Genomic DNA, 16,944 nt, shown 5'->3' on the forward strand with positions numbered 1-16,944 from the left:
GAAAGATCTTGGTCGATCCGCTGAACAGCAGAGGCTCCACCTATATGCCCGGCCCCAGTTGACACCGACTGCGAATCCTTAACTTCGCGGCATTGCTTGATGAGTGCCGAGCGCTGGAGCCCCGCGGCGTTGATGAGCAGGTCGATCCGGCCGTGCTCCCGCAGCACCTCGCCGATGGCCTTCTCCACCTCGGCGCCGTCGCGCATGTCGCAGGTGCGGTAGGTGACCCGGTCGGCGCCACTGTGGGCCGCCATCTCCTCCAGGTTGCGCCGGGACTCACGCGCGTTGAGCATCCGGTCGAAGTCCTTGGTGATGCCGGCGACGTTCCGGCCCCCGCCCTTGGCGAGTTCCGCGGAGATGTACGCGGCCCGCCCCGCGGCGAACTCCTCGTCGGTACCGGCGAAGACGGAGGGCGGATGGGCGTCGAGGGCGTTGCTGCCGAATACGTGGATGCGTGAACCGAACTCCCTGGCAAGGGACTTGACCACCTCCGCGGTGATCCCCCGGGTGCCGCCGGCCACGGCGATCACCGAGTCACGGTCCAGTGCGACGGGCGTGTCCTCGTCCAGCGTGACCGGCTCGTCCCGCAACCGCCAGGTACCGCGCGCCCCGTCGTTCTCGACGACCACGGGGAAGTCGCGGGCTGCAGCGCTCTCCTCCTCGACGCTGCGTACCGCCGCCGATACGTCACCGCCGGAGCTGAGGTACGCGAGGCTGCCGCCTTCGGACAGTTCCAGGCCTGCGGTCTTCAGGAGGCCGGTGAAGAGACCGGAGAAGGGGTGCGGTGTGCCGTCCTCAACGGCGCCCAGCAGGAGCATCGTCACGGCCGAACCGGGCCGGGCAAGATCGTCGTAGGCGAACTGCAGAGCAAGGTATGCGGCATCGTGCAGAGCGAGCAGCGAGGTTGTGCCGTCCGCGGCGAGGTCCTGGTCCGGTGGCACGGCACGGCTGAGATCGCTCAGGATGCGCAGCCGGGTGATCGGCCCGGCGGTGCCGGACAGTGCCTCGCGCACGGCCTCGGGGGTGACCCGCGACAGGTGGTGCCAGCCGGCCCGGGGGGTGTCGAGCGGGGCGGTGGACAGCGCCGTGAGCGCGGAGTCCGGGCCTGCCGCGCGGGCCAGCAGGTCGGGTGCGTCGGTGACGACGACGGCGCCGTCCGGCAGGAACGGGACCGGCTCACGGGCCGGGCGGGACGGGACGGCTTCCCACACCGGGACCCGACGCCGGACCCGCAGGGGCTCGCCGGCTTCGGTGTGGGTGGTCGAACGGAAGCCGTCACGAAGCGTTTCGGGGGTCGCGGTGGTGCGGCCGCCGGGGATGGTCAGCCTGAGCCTGGGCCCGGTGGCGCTTGCGTCTTCCGCACTGGAGACCGTCACTGTCCCCGCGGGGCCGTGCAGGGCCCTGAGGACGGCCAGGCCTCCGGCCGCGCCCAGGTAGCGGGCGTTCTCCGGGGCGTCGGCCCCGCACACGACCGCCTCGTGCTCAGCCGCTTCGTCCAGCGTCTCGTCCACGTAGGCCAGAACGGGCAGGCCCGCGCGCCGGGCCCGTTCCTCGGTGGTCAGCGCGAACAGGAAGGCGCCCTCGGCCAGTTGCTCCTCCTGCTCGGGCAGCAGGTCGCCGACGAGGGACCGGTACTCCGGGAGGCTGTTGCCGTTGATCCCGCCGGCCAGGGCGAAGTCCAGCTCCCCGGTCCGCAGATACCGGCCGGCCAGGGTGATCGAGGAGAGGGCGGAGGCGAAGCCCGAGTCCAGCGTCATGTTGGAGCCGTTGAGGTCGAAGTAGTTCGCCACCCGGGCGGAGATGATGTTGGGCATCTGACCGGGGAACGAGTCCTCGTTGGACTCCGGGATCATGGACCGCACCTGTTCCCGCAGCCGGTCGAGTACCCCGGGCACCTCGGCGGATCCGGCGAGGGGTGACGCGCCGAGTGCCTCGCCGATGTCGTCCAGGTAGCACCGGTTGGCGTACAGCATCGCGGCCCTGGTCGGCCCCATGTGCCCCACGAACACCCCGGTTTTCGGGGCCTGCTCGTTCCAGAAGTCGGGCATCCGGTCCCGGAGTTCGTGCGCGCACTCGAGGATCATCAGCTGGCACCGGTCCAGGGCGCGGATCGTCTTGGGAGGCAGCCGGACCTTGTTGAACGGCGGCACCGGGTAGTCCGCTCCGAAGCTGTCCAGCGGCGGCCGGCCGCCCTTCAGCCAGCCGGTCACGTCCTCGCGCCCGTCCAGGCCCGGCACATGGGCCGACCAGCCGACGAGGGCCACCCGGCTGTCGGTGGCGGGCGCCTTCGTGGCCGGGGTCCGCGCCTCGGCCGCCTCGGCGCGCGGGCGGTGCTCGGAGACGATGAGATGGGCGTTCGTACCTCCGAAGCCGAACCCGGACACGGCCGCCAGCCGGGGCCGCTGCCCGCCCTCGGGCCATTGCCTCGGCTCCGCGCCGACCTCCAGACGCGTGTCCGCGAGCCGGAAGTCGGCACGCGGGGTGTCGAGACGGAACTGGCCGGGGATGGTGTGCTGCTCCAGGCCCTTGAGGCTCTCGATGAGCGAGACGACACCGGCGGCCCAACCGGTGTGCCCCAGCAGCGACTTGTTGGAGGTGACGGCCGTGGGAGCGGAGGTGCCGAAGTGCTCCCGCAGCGTGGTGAACTCCTCCAGGTCACCGGCGGGCGTGCCGGTCGCGTGCGCGTTGATCCACTGCACGTCGCTGCTGTCGACCTCACCGCCCTCCAGGGCCCGCCGCACCGCCAGACTCTGCCCCTGAGCGTTGGGTGCGTAGATCGCCTTGCCCTTGCCGTCGGAGGACGAGCCGAAGGCCCGCAGCACCCCGAGCACCCGGTCGCCGTCCTGCTGGGCCCTGCGCAGCCGCTTGAGTACGACGAGGGCGGCGCCGTCCGCGAAGATCACGCCGTCGGCGCTCTCGTCGAGGGCGTGCACGGTGCCGCGCTTGGACAGTCCCTGGAGCTTCGAGAACAGGACGGTGCCGCGCGGTGCCAGGGCGAAGGCTCCACCGCACACGGCGATGTCCTGCTTGCCCATCAGCAGGCCCTTGGCCGCGATGTCGACGGCGTACAGCGACGAGGAGCAGGCGGTGTCGACCATGTGGAGTTCGGTGGACGGCGGAAGGACGCCGTCCATGGCCACTTCGCCGACCCGGTGGGGCAGGAAGCGCGAGGGGGAGCGGGCGCCGCGCCGGTACCGGTCGGTCAGGGCCTGGTCGATCCCCTCGCGGAGCGTGTCCCGCTGCTCGTCCGGGACCCGCAGGTCGTCGACGATGCCGTGCGTCAGCCGGTGCGCGCTCGCAAGGACGCCCGCCTCTTCGAGGTGCTGGCTGCCGTCCGGGGTGTAGCCGACCACGAAGGAGCACCTGTCGGTGTCGCGGCGCGTGACGCCGTCGAGCGCCTGCACCAGGCTGTGGCGCAGCCACTTGGTGGTGAGCTCCGCCTCTTCCGGGCTGTCCGGCATGCCCTCCAGGGACCCTTCGGCGGCGGCGAAGTCCGTGATGAACACGCACTGTTCGGCATACGCCTTGTCCTCGGCGGCCAGGTCGGACGAGTGGAAGCTGTCGTGCTGCCAGCGCTCGCGGGGGACCTTGACGAAGAGCTCGTCGCCTGTCGTACGCAGCTTCCAGAACTCGTCGGGGCTGTTGGCCCCGGCGACGGCCATGCCCATGCCGACGACGGCGATGGCATCGTCACCGAACTCGACGGGTTCTTCAGTGTCGGCTTCGGGCGCCTCGGCGGCCTCCGTCGGAGGCGAGACGGATGGTGGTGGCGAGAGAAGGGCGGCGCCGAGGGTGAGGCCGCCGTCGGCCAGGACGACCTGTCCCGTGATCCAGCTGGCGTCGTCGGAGGCGAGGAAGGAGACCAGAGCGGCGAACTCCTCCGGACTGCCGAGCCGCCCCCACGGGGTGGCCCGGGCGATGACGTCCTGCATCTTCCCGGCATCGGGGAACTTGTCCGCCACCTCACTGCTCAGCATGGCGGCCGAGGCGATGTTGACCCGGATGCCCGAGGGCGCCAGTTCCACCGCGAGATAGCGGGCGGCGGCCTCGGCGGCCGCCTTCGCCGGAGCGCAGGCCGAGTAGTTGGCCATCACCATCTGCGAGCCGCCCAACGCGGACACGGTGACGATGGAGCCGCCCCCGCCCCGCGCCATCAGCGGTGCCGCGGCCCGTGAACAGCGCAGTCCGCCCTTGTAGTTGGTCTCGATCGCCTTGTCGAGGTGGTCCTCGGTGATCTCGTCCGGCGGCAGCAGGGCGCCGTTCGCCGCGTTGTTGACGAGGATGTCGAGCCTGCCGTGCAGCCGGTCGACCTCCTGGAACATCCTCTCGACCTGTTCCTGCCGGGCCACCGAGGCCCGTACGAGATCGACCCGGGCTCCCTCCGCGACGAGTTCGTCGCGCGTCTGCTTGGCCTGCTCGTGCGAGTGGAAGTAGTTGAGGACGATGTCGGCCCCCCGTGCGGCCAGGTCCCGCACGATGGCCCTTCCGATCCCCCTCGACCCGCCGGTTACCAGCGCCACCTTGCCGGTGAGGTCCCTCATCGAAATCCGTGTCCTTCGTAATCCGTCGCGTCCGTCGTGTCCGTGGTGTCCGTGGTGTCGGTCCGGCATCAGCCCGCCGGTGCCGGCTCGGGGTGCCGTTCCAGCTCCGCGATCACGAAGTCGGCGATGGCATCGAGCGTGTTGTAGGGCGCCAGCCGGAAGTCGGCCTCGCGGGGCGGCAGTTCGTAGCGCTGGGAGACCCGGGAGAGCAGCTCGACCTGCTTGACCGAGTCGACGCCGAGCTCGGCCTCCAGCTGCGCTCCGCCCTCGAAGACCTCCTCCGGGTACTCCAGCGCCTGTGCGTACAGGGTCCGCAGCTCGCCGAGGACCTCGTCGCGGTCCAGGGCTGCGTGCGCGGGCGCGGGGCTCGGGGCCGGCTCCTGCTCTTGCGCTTGCGCTTGCGCTTGCGCTTGTGCTTGCTCCCGACCCTGTCGGCGCTCCTCCTGCGCGAAGGCCTCCACATCCCTGCGCACGCGCTCCCGTACCTCGTGCCCGTGCGCCTTCCAGTAGGCCTCGAAGAGGTCCGAGGCAACGGTCGGGGCCAGCAGCTCGGCGAGGCCGGGCCCGGACCCGGACGTGCCGTCCAGGTCGGCCAGGCCCGCCGCGCGCAGCTCCCGGAGTGTCGCGTCCAGCGCCAGCCGGTCGCCGTCGTCGAGCGCGAGGGTGGGCAAGGAGCGCACGTCCGAGCCCTGGGTCAGCCGGGTCACCAGCTTGGACAGCGCGGCACGTCCGCCGGCCTCCACGAACGTGGAGACGCCGTCCCGGTGCAGGGCGCGCACCGCTGCCGCGAAACGGACCGGCTGGACGAAGTGGTCCGCGAGGCGGCCGGCCAGCGCCTCGCCGGGCTCGTAGTGGCGCTGGAGGATGGGCGAGTACACCGGCCGCTGGAGCCGACGCTGGTCCAACGTGCGGACGTACGCCTCGAATTCGGGGGCCGCGGGTGCCAGTGCCGGGGTGTGGAAGGGGAACGGCGCGTCGATCTCGATCGCGCCGATGTTCAGCTGTGCGGCGATCGCCGTCACCTGGTCCAGCACCCCGTCGGGACCGCTCACCACGGTCTGCTCGTCGTGGTTCTCGGTGGCGACCGCCAGCAGCGGGTCGTCCAGCAGGCCGAGGAGCAGCCGGACCCGGTCGGCACCGGCCGACAGGGCCACCATGCGTCCGTCGATCCCGTCGTGGCGCTCGATGACCGCGACGCGCTGCGCGACGATGCGTACGCCGTCCTCGGCCGAGAAGGCTCCGGCGGCCACCAGGGCGGTGATCTCCCCGAGGCTGTGGCCCGCGAGCACGTCCGGCCGTACGCCCTGGTCGGTGAGGATCTCGTAGGCGGCGAGGCCGGCGCCGTAGATGGCCACCTGGGACAACCAGGAGTCGCCCGCGAGCAGTCCTCGCAGGTCGGTCTGTTCAGGTCCGAACAGGACGTCGCTGATCCGTCGTGAGAACAGTTCGTCGGTCGCGGAGTCGAGGCGCTCGAAGACCCGCTGGACCTGCGGGTACGTCTGCTTCGCCCGCCGTAAAGCGGCGCCGTCGAAGCCGCCCTGGCCGGGGAAGACGAACGCGGTGCTCGGGCCGGTGGAGGTGTTTTCGGGCATGCTGAGGGATCCCTTGCTGAACGAGGTGGGGTTCTTGGGCGTGGGTGGCCGGCTCGTCGCGGGTGGCTAGAGCACCGGCTGTGGGGAGCCGTCGAGCAGGTACCGCCCCATGGGGCCGAGGTTTCTGGCGATCAGCCGGTCGCCGGCCCGGGAGGCGGGGGCGAAGTGCCGGGGTTTTCCGCGCACCAGCCAGCGCACCATCCGCAGTTTCCAGCCGATGTCCGGACCGGGCTCCAGGTGGTCCAGAAGGGCGTGGATGTTGGCGGCGGAGTAGAACCGTGCGGGGTCCACGATCGTGGCGAACACGCCGACCATGTCCCGGCCGTGGGTGGCGCTGCGACTCATCGCCCTGATGAACTCGATCTCCTCGGGGCTGTGGTCGGCGATGAGGGCGTGCTCACAGGTGTACCGGTAGTGGCCGGTGACCAGGTCGTCCCGCCGGCGGCCGTACCGGGCCAGTGCGGCCGGCAGTCCGGCACCGCACGGGGACGACAGACCCTCCTCGACGGCTTCCACGAGGAGTTCGGCGCTGCGCAGACCGTCGGTGATGCCGGCGGCCGTGATCGGGTCCCGGGTGTATCCGGCGTCCCCGACCAGCGCCCAGCCGGGGCCGTGGGCGCGGCGCAGGAAGTTCGGTACGGCACCCGTCATCCAGCGGCCCGCGCGCTTGGTCTCGCGCAGCGACGCGGCCCACCCGGGGTCCACGACCTCGAAGGCCTCGATGACGGTCCGGTCGCGTTCCTCGTCGCTGCTCGCCCTGAAGTCCCGCGTCGGCAGGGCGACGCCGACGATGGTCAGGTCGTCGTGGGTGGGCCAGGTGAAGGTGTGTTTGCGGGCGTGCCGGTGGGTGCGCACCCGGCCGTCATGGGGCAGACCTTCCCAGTAGGCCCAGTGGCTCTTGTTGAGGACGGGCCGGGTGGCGTACTTCTCGGCGCCCGTGAGCCGGGCGATGGTGGAGTTGGAGCCGTCTGCGCCCACGACGAGGCGGGCGTGTTCGGTCACGGTGGCGCCGTCGCCCGACCGTCCGCGTACGCCGGTCACGGTGCCCGCCTCGTCGGTGCACAGCTCCTGTACCGAGAAGTCCTCACGGAACTCGGCGCCCGCCTCGAGCGCGGCGTCCAGCAGGATCCGGTCCAGCGTGGCCCGGTCCGGGGAGTACGCCGCGTCGACCTCGTCGACCGCCGGAAGCGGGGCCATCAGCCTGGCCCGGCCGCTCTGCAGGCCGTACTCCCGGATGGGCGGACAGCCCGTGGCGGTCAGCCGGTCCAGCAGCCCCCAGCGTTTCAGCCGGGCGATGCCCGGCGGATGCACCAGGTTGGTCGCCGCGGCCTTCCCTCCCGGGAAGACGGCACGGTCGAGGAGGAGGACCCGGTGGCCCGCCCTCGACAGGAGCATGGCCGTGGACGCGCCGCTGACGCGTGCGCCGACCACGATGACGTCGTACATGTCAGGTCCCCCAGTTGTGTTTCGGTGAGTTCGTGTGCCGGGACAGAACGGCTAGCTCCTGGTCTCCTGAAGTGCGTGGGTCCCGCTCACGTCCTGATGTTCGACGCGTGCCCGGGACACCTCCGCCGCCTGCTGCTGCCTGGAGCGGCGCGGTGCGCAGAGCATCGCCAGGACGCCGAGCGCCGCGAAGGCGGATCCGACCCAGGCGGCGGGGACCAGGCCGTCGACGAACCGCTGGGGCGTGGTGTAACCGCCGTACGAGGTGAAGACCGAGGTCAGTACCGCGACGCCGAGGACTCCGCCGAGTTCCCGGAAGGTGTTGTTGGCGCCGGATGCGATGCCCTGTTCGCGCGGGCTGACGACGTTCATCGCCATCTCGGCGACGGGTGCGAAGAACAGCCCCAGACCGATGCCGCCCAGGACCAGACCGGGGACCTGGTCCGCGTACTCGGTGTGGACGTGGGACACCGAGGCCAGCCGGCCCAGCGCGACGGCCTCGGCCAGCAGTCCCAGGGCCACCACGAGCCGGTTGCCGATCCAGGCGGTCAGGAAGGAGGCGAGGGGGGCGACCACCACCGGCATCGCCGTCCACGCAAGCATCCGCACGCCCGCCTCCAGAGGCGAGAAGCCCTGGATGTTCTGCATGAACTGGGTGAGCAGGAAGACCAGTCCGAACATGGCCGCGAACATCAGCGCGCTGGTGACGTTGACGGCGGTGAACGAGCGGTTGCGGAAGAGCCGCATGGGCAGCATCGGCGACGGGGTCCGCAGCTCCCACAGGACGAAAGCCGTGAGCAGTACCGCTCCGGCGATCAGGGAGCCGAGCACCTTGCCGCTGGTCCAGCCGTCGTCGGTGGTGCTCACCAGTGCGAAGACCACGCCGAGCATGCCGAGGCTCACCAGCACGGTGCCGGGCAGGTCGAGCCGTGCACCCGGGTGTTTGCTCTCGGCCAGCCGCCACAGTCCGAGCAGCAGCACGACGACACCGATCGGCACGTTGATCCAGAAGATCCACTCCCAGGAGATCTTCTCCACGACCGCCCCGCCGACCAGCGGGCCGAGCGCGACCGCCAGTCCACTCAGCGCCCCCCCAGACGCCGAGCGCGATGCCCCGCCGTCGCTCGGACACCGCCTCGGTCAGCAGCGTCAGGGTCAGCGGCATGACGATGGCCGCGCCGAAGCCCTGCACGGCCCGGGCGGCGATCAGCTCCCCCGGCGAACCGGAGAGCGCGCACGCCGCCGACGCGCCGGTGAACACCGTGAGTCCGGCCAGGAACATCCGCCGGCGTCCGAAGCGGTCTCCGGCGGCCGCGCCGAACATCAGGAAGACCGCGAAGGCGAGGGTGTAGGCGTTCACCGTCCATTCCAGGTCCTGGAGATCCGTGCCCAGGGACTTCTGGATGGCGGGCAGCGCGGTGATCACGACCAGGTTGTCCAACGCGGCCATGAACACCGCGAGTCCGCTCACGACCAGGGTCCACCTGGCGTTGCCGCGACTTCCACCGGCTTGACTGGTTGCATGGGCAGGAGACCGACCGGACATAGAAGATCCTTCGTCGAACGTACGGGGGCAGGCACGCTGGACGGTCCGGCTAGGCGGAGGCGGACAAGGTGTCCAGCGCAGCGCGCCAGAGGCCGGCCAGCTGCTCCGCTTCGGGGAGCGCGCGGTCGTACAGGAAGCTGATCCGCACCTGTTCTCCGTGCGAGAGCAGCGTCACGGAAAGGGCGTTGCCCGGCAGGAGCACGCCCAGCGGGGTCACGTCGATCGCCGGGGCGCCCCGGAAGGACAGTGTTGCGGGCAGGCTGAAGTTGGAGGCGTACAGCGGGGACGCCTGGGGGCTCAGCAGTCGCCGGACCGTCCACCGCGTCAGGGCGGACGGAAGGATCCCGACAAGCGCCCGGCTGGCCGGTCGCAGACCGTGGGCGCGCATCTGCCGGGTGCGCCCTGCGAGTTGCGTGAAGGCGACGTCGAAGGGCGTCTCGCGGGCCGGCAGGGTGACCACCGCGGTGGTGAGGTGGTTGCCGAGGAGGGCGTCCTCACCGGGCCGTCTGGTGCTCAGCGGCATCCGTACCGCGACGGGTGTCGTGCGCAGCCGCGACCGCAGGCGCCCCTCGCCCGTGGCGCTCCAGTCGTTGAGCGCCTGCCACAACGTCATGAGGAACGCGTCGTTCAGGGTGCCTCCGCACCGGCGGCTCAGCTCCCGCAGTTCGTTCCGGGTCGCGCCGGTGCAGCACACGCCGAGGCGCTCGGGGCTGGGCTTCGGCGCTCTGGGCCACAGCCGGGCGGGCACCAGCGCGCGGGTGAGACCGGCGCCGACGCTCAGCGTGCCTCGGACCAGTTCGCGCGCGGAACCGCTGATGAGCGGCCTCGGTCCCGCCCCGGCACGCCGGCCGTCCGTGGCACCGCCGTCGCCGAACAGGGCGGAGACGACGTGGGCCGCGCCCATGCCGTCCTCGGCGCTGTGGTGGACCCGGTAGCAGATCCCGAACTCCCCGTCGGCGTAGCCGTGCACAAGCCGCATCGACCAGGGCGGAGCGTTCGGCGGAAGCGGCTCACGGGCCAGGGCGGTCAGGACCGTGTCCAGGGAGGTCCCTGCCGGGAACTCCTCCTCTTCCAGATGAGCCGCGGGGTCGAAGGCGCCGGCCGGCTCCCGCCGGTGCCGTCCACCGGAAGACGTCAACCGGTGCGTCAGGCCCGGGAGTTCGGGCAGCTGTTCCGCCAGGTGGTCGTGCAGTTCCTTGAGCGGCGGCGGCTTTCCTGCGAATCGCAGGAACTGGCCGTGGATCAGGCCGACTTCGCCTTCCATGGAGAGGAAGACCTCGTCGATGGGGTTGAGCCGGTGAGTCATGCGCTCCGCTTCCGTGTCGATCGCGTCGGTCGCGTCGGGCGGCGTCCTGGGGCCGGTCACGTCGGCGGGTTGCCGTGCTTGCGGGACGGCAGGTCGGCGTGTTTGGCACGTAACGCGCGCAGGGCCTCGACGAGCGTGGACCGGGTCTCGGCCGGGTCGATGACGTCGTCGACGAGCCCGCGCTCGGCGGCGTAGTAGGGGTGCATCAGCTCGGCTCTGTACTCCTTGACGAGTCGGGCACGGGTCTCCTCGGGGTCTTCGGCGGCGGCGATCTCCCGGCGGAAGACCACGTTCGCCGCGCCCTGCGCGCCCATCACCGCGATCTCGTTGGCCGGCCAGGCGTAGGTGGCGTCGGCGCCGATGGACTGCGAGTCCATGACGATGTAGGCGCCGCCGTACGCCTTGCGCAGCACCACCGAGACCCTCGGGACCGTCGCATTGCAGTACGCGTAGAGGAGTTTGGCGCCGTGGCGGATGATGCCCCCGTGCTCCTGGTCGACCCCCGGCAGGAAACCGGGCACATCGACCAACGTCACCAGGGGGATGCTGAAGGCGTCGCAGACGGAGACGAACCGGGCGGCTTTCTCCGCGGCGTGGATGTCCAGCACCCCGGCGAGGCTGGTCGGCTGGCTCGCGACGATGCCGACGGTCTGCCCGTCCAGCCGGGCCAGTCCGCACAGCACGCTGGTGGCCCAGCCCTCGTGCGTCTCCAGCCACTCCCCCTCGTCGACGACCTCCCTGATCACCGCGCGCATGTCGTAGGGGCGGCTGCCGTCGGCGGGCACGAGGTCGACGAGCCCGTCGTTCGTACGCTCCACGGGGTCGTCGCAGGGGTAGGCGGGCGGCAGCTCACGGTTGTTGGAGGGCAGCAGCGACAGCAGGTGCCGTACTTCGTCCAGGCATTCGGCCTCGTCGTCGTGGACGAAGCCGGCGACGCCGGAGACCCTGCCGTGGACGTCCGCGCCGCCGAGTTCTTCGTGGGTGATTTCCTCACCCGTCACCGACTGCACCACATCAGGTCCTGTGATGAACATCTGCGCAGTGCCGCGGACCATGAAGACGAAGTCGTTGAGCGCCGGAGAATAGGCGGCGCCGCCCGCGCACGGACCCAGCATCACCGCGATCTGCGGAATCACTCCGGAGGCCCTGGTATTGCGGCGGAAAATGCCTCCGTATCCGGCGAGCGCGGAGACGCCCTCCTGGATACGGGCGCCCGCGCCGTCATTGAGGGAGACCAGTGGTGCGCCCGCCGAAACGGCCATGTCCATGATCTTGTGGATCTTGGTGGCGTGGGCCTCGCCGAGCGATCCGCCGAAAATGCGGAAGTCGTGGGCGTACGCGAACACGGTCCGCCCGTGCACGGTGCCCCAGCCGGTGACGACGCCGTCGGTGTGGGGCCTGCGGTGCTCCAGTCCGAACCCGGTGGCGCGGTGCCGCCGAAACCGCTCGACCTCGTGGAAGGACCCCGCGTCGAAGAGGAGATCCAGCCGTTCCCGCGCGGTCAGCTTGCCGCGGGCGTGCTGCTGTTCGGTACCGCGGGAGCCGGGGCCGCGCTCCACGTCGCGTCGGGTGGCGTGCAGGAGGGCGACGCTGTCCCGCATGGCATTCCTCCGTTTCGGCGGATCTCTGCGGATCTCTTCTGGGATCTCCTTTCGCTCTCGATTATTCGGGGGTCGCTCGGTGCCATGTCAAGGAAAGCCGCGACTCTCCCGCAGGGCGAGAAACACCCGGGCGGGCGCGAAATCCCGCGACGCGAGAAGAAGGGGATCCTCGTGAATAGGAGCAGCCCTCGCGGGTACGGCGAAGTCGCGGCCCGGAGAATTCCGGCAAGGCGAATTCGCGCGGCCGTACCGTTCAATGGACGTCGGACAATGGAATGCTCAGTACGAGCCCGGGGCCTCCGCCGACCAGGGCCCGTCGTCGTCCGCAGGAGTGAAGCGCGCGGCGGCCCGCTGCACTGCCCGTACGGCGGTTCCGGGCCACGCCGACATGTCGTGCCCGGGCTTCAGCACGGCCACGGACCCCATGATCAGCCCGTCCCACCGGACGGGCGCCGCGCAGCCGACCCAGCCTGCCGCCCACTCCTCGACGTCGGCCGCGAGCCCGTCCCTGCGGACGGACTCCAGGGAGGCCAGCAGCCGCGCGTTGTCGCGGTAGGCACCCGGCCCCGCCCCGTCCGGGACCGGCTCGGCCAGGACCCGGTCCTGGATGACCTTCGGCAGGAAGGCGAGGATGGCCCGCCCTGCCGCTCCGGTCCGCAGCGACCGGCAGACCTCCATGAACGCCCTGTGCGTGATCCCGAGTTCGGACAGGTCGGACGTGCCGACAGCCATGTCCAGGCACTGTTTCCCGGCCCCTCCGAAGGGCGCCAGGGCGAAGAGGAACGCCAGCCCCCCGTCGGTGGCCGTGTGCAGATCCTCCAGAACGGCGTGCACGACACGCTCGTTGGGCGCGTGCGCGAGGGACTTCAGCCCAAGCCGTGCGGCACCGGCCCCCAGCCGGTACAGACCATGCCCCTCGCGGGCGAAGATGCCGTCATACACGCCCGACTGGAGGATGCGATGCACGGTGGAGTCGTCGAGGCCGGTCACCTCCGCCAACTCACCGGGGCCGTGCATCTGCCCTTCGACCTCGGTGAACGCCCGCTGGACCCGGAACACCCGGTCGGCGTGCGCGCTGCCGCCTAACGTGCCGCGCTTGCTCATATCCTGCTCCCCGTTAAGGCTGCACCGTCCCACACCACCGGGCGGACGGCCTGTCCCTTGGTTACCAAGGTAGTGACCTGTCCGGTCAGCCTGCCCACCCGGACCCGACCGTCACGGCTCCATCACAAACGGGAGCGGGACAGCGATGTGGTCAGCCGCTGGGGAGTGCGGCCGCCTCGCCTCCGAGTATCCGCCATCGCTCGGGGCACGACCGTCGTCGCACCCCGAGCGGCATCAGCGGTCCCGGGGTCAGCGCCCGGTGGGGTACACCGGGCGCTCGCGGCCGACCGTCAAGCGAGCCGGGTGGTACGGGACATACGCCGCCCCGTCCAGACCGAGCGCGGTGGCGGACCGCTGGAGCGCTGCCGGGGTCGCGGCGTCGTCCCAGCGACCGGTGGTGACGCGGTGTTCGAGAGCGTGCAGGGCGGCCACGGTCTCGGCGGTGGTGAACGCGCAGTGGCCCTGCCGCTCGACGTACGCCTGGCGCAGCAGCGGGCCGTCGCCGGAGGCACGCACACGGGCGGCGAAGCGGTTCTCCTGCTGCACCGGGACCAGGTTGTCGGCGGTGGTGTGCACGTCGAGCAAGGGCACCTCGAGGCCCTGGCCCGCGGAGGAGGTCCGCTGCGCGGTGCCGACCGCGCCGGGATCGGCGGTGATCGCGGCACCCTCGGTCAGCGTGCGCAGTTCGGCCCGCAGGTCGAGACCTGCCGCCCGGTAGAGGGCACGCACCTGGGAAGCGTGTTCCGAGCCGGCCAGCAGACGGGCGTAATCCACGCCCCGGTTCCAGGAGTTGCTGCCGCCGACGGACTGCTCTATGGCGTACCGGCCGCCCTCGACGAACGACAGGATGCCCTGGGCGAACCAGTCGTACTGCTGCTCCTCCTGGCCCGCCCAGTCGGTCGCGGCGGGCCGGTCCTTTCCGGGCGACCAGGCGGGCAGGTTGAGGAAGGCGGCCGCCAGCGCGACCCTGGCCCGGCCCTGCGCCGTGGACTGCGCCGCGGTGACCGCCTTGGTGAGCAGGTCGGCGGTGGCGGACGCCTCGGCGGAGGTGCCGAACCGCACGAGTTTCACGTCCTGTCCGGGCAGCAGCAGGCGGGCAATGGTGTACTCGGCGTCCAGCTGGTAGTTGTCCAGATCCGTGCCGCCCGCGACCAGACCGCACTGGCCGAGCGCACCGTCGATGCGCCCGCCGCCGTCGCGGGCGAGCTGCGCGTTGACGAGACCGCCCATGGACTGGCCGATGGCCAGGGTGCGGCGCGGGGTTCCGATCTTCGCGGTGACGGCTCCGAGTGTGCCGAACTGGTCGCGTTCGGCGCTGTTCAGGGCCCACATCGAGCCATGGGGGTCGTACGACGAACCGGCCATCGCGTAGCCCTCGGCGAGCAGCTCGGTGCGCACGGCGTCGGTGGGGGCGTCCCTGGCGACCGTGGGGCCGAAGCCGTGGCTGAACAGCAGCAGGGTGCCGTTCCAGTGGTCGGGTACGTCCGCGATCCAGGTGGCGCCGTCGGAGAGGGTGCCGGTGAGGTGGCCGGCGGTCGGGGTGTCGGCCTGGGCGGCCGGTGAGGGGACGGCGGTGAGCGCCGCGGACGCCAGCGTCACCAGGGCGGTCAGGGCGATGCGCAGACGAGTGCGGGGAATGCGCGTACGGGTTCCGGCAGGCATGGTGCGGCTCCTCGGGGGCGGGTGTGGGCGTACGGGCGGGGCAGGAGCAGATGCTCAGTGCACTGAGCGAACACGCCGAGGAATGTAGGGCCCTTTTTTTACCGCCGTCAATAGAATGCACAACCTTGGCGAATCTTCGTGGGTGCTATGGCCGTTCACCTCGGAGAATCCCGTACCGGGGCAATTTCCCTCCCCCTCACAAGGTGCGCATCTGATGCCATGCCGGCAGCCATCCCCCCGTATGCACCTTTCGAGGAGCACCATCAGCATGTCCGATTCCGGCCGGTCCACCGACGCCGTCGCCTTCCACTCGGGCTAGGGCCACACTTGCGGCTTGCCGCCCTGGCAGAGGAACTGTCCGCGCGGGACCCGCAGTTCCGCGAGTGGTGGGCCGCCCACGACGTCGCCCTGCGGACGACGGGAACCAGGCGGCTGCGCCATCCCGTCGAGGGTGAACTCACCCTCGACCGGCTCACGTTCGAGCAGGAGGGCCCATCCCCTGATGCCGGCCACCCGTCCCCCGCTTGCCCGCGCCGTCCCGGCCGCCCTGCCGGCTGACAGCAACCCGGGCGCGTGAGTCCGCCCCCCGCCGTGGCTGTACGGTATGCGGCAGTCGATCGCGCGTTCTACGATCGCTGACGAACAAGGGGGTTCCATTGAAACACCGCCGCCCGCGGCCCCGTAGTAGAGCCATCGCCAGAGCGGTCGGTTCGGCTGGTGCGCTGGCCGTCACGCTGGGTGTGGGGATGACGCCGGCGATGGCCGCCGAGAAGACGTCCGACGCGCCTACGGCCACCGGGTTCTCGCCCGACGAGCCCGAACCGAAGCCGAAGACGGACTGGGCGCCTGAGAACGACGAGGGGCCGGTGGCCCAGAAGTCGGTGCACCCGGAGGCGTTCACGTCGAACCGCACGGCCGCTTCCGGTCTGCAGCTCAAGATGCCGGCGCCGACCGGGCCGAACAGCGTGGGCATGGTCGGCCTGCACCTCGTCGACTCGTCCCGTACGGATCCGTATGTGGGCGGCAAGCGCGAGGTGATGGTCTCGCTCTGGTATCCGGCCACCGCCACGTCCGGGCACTACCAGGCGCCGTGGATGCCGTCGATCTCCGGGAACCACTACCTCACCACGCACGGGATGTCGCCGCAGCAGGTGACCCTGCCGACGACCGCGGGCCATGTCCTCGCCCCGGTGAAGACCTCGCTCGGCAAGCTGCCCGTCCTGCTCTACTCGACCGGACTGCACTCGGACCGCGCGCAGGGCACCGCGCTCGCCCAGGATCTCGCCAGCCGCGGCTACCTCGTCGTCACCGTCGACCACACCCACGACGCCAACGAGGTGCAGTTCCCCGGCAACCGGCTCGAGCTCAACGCGATGCCGCCGGGCACCCACTCCTCCGACACGCTCAAGGTGCGCGCGGCGGACATCAAGTTCGTCATCAACGCGCTCGGCAAGATCAGCAGTGGCGGCAACCCGGACGCCGGCCATGCGACGCTGCCCGCCGGGCTGGCGCAGTCGGTGGACATGTCCCGTATCGGGATGTTCGGCTGGTCGCTGGGCGGTGGGGCGGTCGACACCGCCATGCAGCTCGACAAGCGCATCGCCGCCGGTGCCGACCTGGACGGCCAGTTCTTCGGGACGGCGCCGAGCAAGGACCTGGACCGTCCCTTCATGCTCTTCAGCTCCGGCACCCACAACCGCAACAACGACGGTTCGTGGCGCACGCTGTGGTCGCATCTGAAGGGGTACAAGGTCGACATCAAGCTTCATGGCGCAGCGCACCTGTCGTTCTGCGACCAGGAGTGGATGGTGCCGCAGGAGGCGGGCCTGCTCGGCCTCTCCCAGGATCAGATCGAGCAGCAGTACGGCACGATCGACCCGGACCGGGCGGTCCAGGTCCAGCGCGACTATCTCGCCGCCTTCTTCGACCAGACGCTGCGCCACAAGCACAGCACGCTGCTCGACGGGCCGACCAACAAGTACCCGGAGATCTCTTTCGTCCGCTGACCGGAGTCGACCGGTCACTGGGCCCTGAATGCGAAGGGCCGGGCCTGCTTGCAGGTCCGGCCCTTCGCGGGCCGGACATGTATCGCCGCCGCCTGCTGTTCCCGCCGATTCGAATTAACACGTGCGTCACATGAGGCGAACGT

Annotated in this window: 8 protein-coding genes and 2 pseudogenes; 2 read left to right on the forward strand and 8 right to left on the reverse strand. The window is 70.9% G+C overall.

Annotated features, from left to right (window positions below):
- From AB0N07_RS34000 to AB0N07_RS34035, 8 genes and pseudogenes are all read right to left on the reverse strand, one after another.
- A partial coding sequence (locus AB0N07_RS34000) for an SDR family oxidoreductase (protein WP_365841769.1) occupies nt 1-4,541 on the reverse strand: 4,541 nt, incomplete at its 3' end.
- Nucleotides 4,542-4,609: 68 nt separating this feature from the next.
- Nucleotides 4,610-6,133: an acyltransferase domain-containing protein gene (locus tag AB0N07_RS34005; RefSeq protein WP_365841771.1), complete on the reverse strand. Its 1,524-nt coding sequence runs from the start codon at nt 6,131-6,133 to the stop codon at nt 4,610-4,612.
- A 66-nt stretch (nt 6,134-6,199) separates the two neighbouring features.
- A complete protein-coding gene (locus tag AB0N07_RS34010) occupies nt 6,200-7,579 on the reverse strand; it encodes an NAD(P)/FAD-dependent oxidoreductase (protein ID WP_365841773.1) in 1,380 nt (459 codons plus the stop codon).
- Nucleotides 7,580-7,630: 51 nt separating this feature from the next.
- Nucleotides 7,631-9,026, reverse strand: a pseudogene (locus AB0N07_RS34015) (MFS transporter).
- Nucleotides 9,027-9,171: 145 nt separating this feature from the next.
- Nucleotides 9,172-10,488, reverse strand: coding sequence for a wax ester/triacylglycerol synthase domain-containing protein (locus tag AB0N07_RS34020; protein WP_365841775.1), 1,317 nt, complete (start codon nt 10,486-10,488; stop codon nt 9,172-9,174).
- The gene (locus tag AB0N07_RS34025; protein ID WP_365841777.1) at nt 10,485-12,029 is read right to left on the reverse strand and encodes an acyl-CoA carboxylase subunit beta; all 1,545 of its coding nucleotides are present in this window, start codon (nt 12,027-12,029) and stop codon (nt 10,485-10,487) included. Before AB0N07_RS34025 ends, AB0N07_RS34020 begins: the two co-directional genes overlap by 4 nt.
- Before the next feature lie 279 nt (nt 12,030-12,308).
- On the reverse strand, nt 12,309-13,133 hold the full coding sequence (locus AB0N07_RS34030; RefSeq protein ID WP_365841779.1) for an IclR family transcriptional regulator C-terminal domain-containing protein: 825 nt from the start codon (nt 13,131-13,133) through the stop codon (nt 12,309-12,311).
- Between the two features lie 249 nt (nt 13,134-13,382).
- Nucleotides 13,383-14,795: an alpha/beta hydrolase gene (locus AB0N07_RS34035; RefSeq protein WP_365841781.1), complete on the reverse strand. Its 1,413-nt coding sequence runs from the start codon at nt 14,793-14,795 to the stop codon at nt 13,383-13,385.
- Nucleotides 14,796-15,125: 330 nt separating this feature from the next.
- On the opposite strand from AB0N07_RS34035, the pseudogene AB0N07_RS34040 reads away from it, so the two are divergent.
- Together AB0N07_RS34040 and AB0N07_RS34045 are read left to right on the forward strand one after the other, a co-directional pair.
- A pseudogene (locus tag AB0N07_RS34040) lies at nt 15,126-15,272 on the forward strand (transcriptional regulator); the annotation flags it as partial.
- 269 nt (nt 15,273-15,541) lie between these two features.
- A complete protein-coding gene (locus AB0N07_RS34045; RefSeq protein ID WP_365841783.1) occupies nt 15,542-16,801 on the forward strand; it encodes a hydrolase in 1,260 nt (419 codons plus the stop codon).
- Nucleotides 16,802-16,944: the final 143 nt, after the last annotated feature.

The sequence above is a fragment of the Streptomyces sp. NPDC051172 genome, from assembly GCF_040682555.1.
Taxonomy (GTDB): Bacteria; Actinomycetota; Actinomycetes; order Streptomycetales; family Streptomycetaceae; genus Streptomyces.

Excerpts from the sequence above, each read along its gene's own strand:
- AB0N07_RS34005 (WP_365841771.1), bottom strand. The coding sequence starts at position 6,133 with ATGCCCGAAAACACCTCCACCGGCCCGAGCACCGCGTTCGTCTTCCCC.
- AB0N07_RS34010 (WP_365841773.1), bottom strand. The coding sequence starts at position 7,579 with ATGTACGACGTCATCGTGGTCGGCGCACGCGTCAGCGGCGCGTCCACG.
- AB0N07_RS34025 (WP_365841777.1), bottom strand. The coding sequence starts at position 12,029 with ATGCGGGACAGCGTCGCCCTCCTGCACGCCACCCGACGCGACGTGGAG.
- AB0N07_RS34030 (WP_365841779.1), bottom strand. The coding sequence starts at position 13,133 with ATGAGCAAGCGCGGCACGTTAGGCGGCAGCGCGCACGCCGACCGGGTG.
- AB0N07_RS34035 (WP_365841781.1), bottom strand. The coding sequence starts at position 14,795 with ATGCCTGCCGGAACCCGTACGCGCATTCCCCGCACTCGTCTGCGCATC.
- AB0N07_RS34045 (WP_365841783.1), top strand. The coding sequence starts at position 15,542 with ATGACGCCGGCGATGGCCGCCGAGAAGACGTCCGACGCGCCTACGGCC.